Annotated in this window: 2 protein-coding genes; both read left to right on the top strand. The window is 47.4% G+C overall.

Features of this window, described 5'->3' with window-relative positions; genetic code table 11:
* Positions 1–364 precede the first annotated feature (364 nt).
* Complete coding sequence (locus tag E5S67_RS31505; protein WP_172193349.1) at positions 365–1,570, top strand: nSTAND1 domain-containing NTPase; 1,206 nt, start codon at positions 365–367, stop codon at positions 1,568–1,570.
* A complete protein-coding gene (locus tag E5S67_RS31500) occupies positions 1,571–3,265 on the top strand; it encodes an nSTAND1 domain-containing NTPase (protein ID WP_339382807.1) in 1,695 nt (564 codons plus the stop codon).
* The last annotated feature ends 76 nt before the right edge of the window (positions 3,266–3,341 follow it).

Here is a 3,341-nt window from a genome sequence, read left to right as displayed (position 1 = left end):
GATGCTTTGAGGCTGAAAAGATAATATTTTTAATCTCTAATTCCATTTGATTTGCGTTCTCTCATATCGCTTTTAGTCTAAACTCCAGTTCGATAGGTACAAGGCTCAAAAAGGCGATCGCATCCAGTAGTAGAAAAGTAAGTAGAACTATAGTCATACCAAATCCGGGTTAGCTACCCCCGCTATGTTCTTGGGTTTCTTTGTTCTTCTTTCTTCGTGTTATTCGTGGCTTCGTGGTTCAAAACAGTAATTAACCTGGATTGAGTATAAAGGGGGTTCTTAACCCGGATTTGGTATCAGTTGTGTTAGCGATCGCAGCTACTCAGTTAAATATCAGTAATTAACAAACAAGGATTTGTCATAGATGACGAACTTTACTCACAATTTAGCGATCGCCATCGGCATCAACCAATATCAAAATGGTATCACCAGCTTGAATACAGCAAAACCCGATGCTGAAGAACTAGCTAAACTCTTGAGAGATAAGTATCAGTATCAGGTTGAGCTAATCACCGATAGCACCGAGCGTAAGCCCACGCTGAAAGAGCTTGAAAATCTGCTAACCATTTGGTTGCCTGAACAACTTCAGCCACCTGCCAAAAGGAATCGCCTCCTCTTCTACTTTGCCGGACACGGGATGGCGCTCGAAAGCGACGACGGGCCTAGAGGATTTCTACTGCCTCAAGATGCCAATCCCAATCCCAAGCCTGGAGAGTCGAACAATTTCCTATCTATGCAGGTACTGCATGATGCCCTCATTGCCTTACCCTGCCATCACCTGATCATTATTCTTGACTGCTGCTTTGCTGGAACCTTTCGCTGGGCAAGCACCCGAAAACTCGGTTCAGTTCCAGAAACTATTCGTCGAGAACACTACGATCGCTTCATCGACTATCCCGCTTGGCAAGTCATCACCTCTGCTGCCCACAACCAGGAAGCCCTCGACTTTTTGAGCGATAAGCGAGGTATCAGCAAAAAATCGCAGGATAGTGAGAAAAAACACTCGCCCTTTGCAGAAGCCCTGTTTGAAGCATTACAAGATGGCGACCCGGATGAAAAGGGCAGGCGATACAAAAAAGCCGACCTGACCAAAGATGGAGTAATTACTGCCCCGGAACTCTATCTTTACCTGCGCGACAACGTTGAAACCCGTTCTGACGAACGCCAAACTCCAGGACTCTATCCCCTAAAAAAACACGATCGCGGTGAGTACATCTTCCACGATCCAAACTTAGACCCCCAAACTCTGGGCGAGGCAGACCCCATCGATGAAACCAACAATCCCTATCGGGGACTAAAGCCATTTGAAGAAGAACACGCACGCTTCTTTTTCGGCAGGCAAGAACTCATCGAAAATTTGTATGCGCGAATCGCTGCACCAGACCACTCACTGACCGTTGTTTTAGGAGTCTCCGGTTCCGGGAAATCCAGCCTCGTCAAAGCGGGACTGATTCCGTACTTGAGAGAATTATCCGAGCCAGAGGTGTTTGCACTCAACCTTGTCAAGGTTTGCATTTTGACATCCGCTATCCTCGATGTTTTTCCCAAGTTCTTGTTTCTGCCTCAATAACTGCCCATCAACGGCCTCCATCAGTGGCACATTCTCAACCCCATCCGTCCCGGTGAATCGCCCTTCGCTGCTCTAGCTAGGACTGTTTGGGCGATCGCTGATATACCCACCTCAGTCCAACTCGACTCACTTGGCTTTCTCAGTGAAAAGCTCAACCAGAAAACCGAGCAACTCAACACTCAAGTTGCCGAGGCTGCCAAAAAGCATGGAGAAACCAGCCGCACCACACAACGCTTAAAGCAGGAAGCAGAGAAATTTGCCCAAATTACCACCATCTGGAACCAGGACACCCACGCTGCCAAGCAACTGCTAATTGTAGAGCATTTCGAGACACTCTATGCCCTCTGCCAAACTCCAGGAGAGCCAGAATCCCAACAGCAGCAGCAACTTAAACAAGTCTTCCTAGCTTGCCTCAATCCCTTAACTGAGCGCTTGCAATCTGCTCCCAATTCCTTCATTGAAATCGTCAAAGCCTGGAGCCAGAAGCGCCCTGGTGTCAACTTATTGCTGGTCATTGACCAGTTTGAGGAGTTAATCACGCTTAGTCGCAAAGCTCAACCCAATCCGCAGAGCGATACTCCCGAAGAATGGCAACAGTTCTTGCAACTGCTGGAGACAACCCTAGCAGCAACCCTGCCCCAACTGCGCCTCATTGTCACGCTGCGCTCCGACTTTGAACCCCGTTTCTTGAACTCGGAAGCCCTCAAATCCTACTGGACGAGAGCCAGGTTTCCAGTACGCGCCATGCGATCAGACGAATTACGACAAGCGATCGAGAGACCAGCATCGGAAATGGCACTCTACTTTGAACCCGCCAACCTGGTCGATCGCCTAATTGACGAAGTGGGTCAGATGCCAGGAGCATTACCCCTGCTCTCCTTCACCCTCAGCGAATTCTACATCAAACTTAAAGAAAAGTGGAAGGGGGAAAGTAGCGATCGCGCTCTCACAATTGATGCTTCCTTTGATAAAGAAGGAGGCGTAGCTGGCTCTCTGACTCGCAAAGCGAATGAGGAGTACAACAAGATAGGCGAAGACAATAAATTAGGTGAGGCTGCACAAACAACAATGCGCCGAGTCATGCTGCGGATGTTAACCATTGAGGGTGGAGGAATAGCACGGCGACGGGTTCCGGAATCTGAATTGGTGTATCCAGATGATGCAGAAAACATCCGTATAGAACAAGTAATTAACCGCCTCGTTGACGTTCGCCTTCTGGTAAAGGGACAACAAGAAACAGGAGAACCTTATGTGGAGCCAGCCCACGATTTTCTGGTGCGAGGTTGGGGGATGTTACAGGACTGGCTCGATGAAGAGAGGAAGCAGGAAACTCTAGAGCTACAACAACGGTTAGCTGCTCAAGCTAATGATTGGGATAGAAATAATCGACCTAATGGTTTGCTGTTGCCGGATGGCGATCGGCTTCAGCATTTGAAACAGATACTTAAATCGGCTAATAACTGGTTTAACCAGCGAGAGAAAGAGTTTATTAACAGCAGCATTGAGCAGGCTAAAAAACTTCGGACAAGACCAGAACTACTACAAAAAGCAGATAGAGTCAGAATTTTGCTTCCGGTTCAGCCTTTAGAGAGTTTAGTTTTGGCAATTCAAGCAATGGGACAAAATCTAGAGGATCTGCCAGAAGAAATTCTTACACCTCTCCAAAGTAGCTTGAATCTAGTAACTGGAGTTTAGACTAGGCAGCAAGAAAAGACTCAGCAAAGGTGAGTTGAAAATAAATAGACTTCAGATCTGAAAATCTACACTACTA

The organism is Microcoleus asticus IPMA8 (assembly GCF_013179805.1).
Classification (GTDB): Bacteria; Cyanobacteriota; Cyanobacteriia; order Cyanobacteriales; family Microcoleaceae; genus Microcoleus; species Microcoleus asticus.
This window is presented reverse-complemented; position numbering and strand designations above follow the sequence as displayed.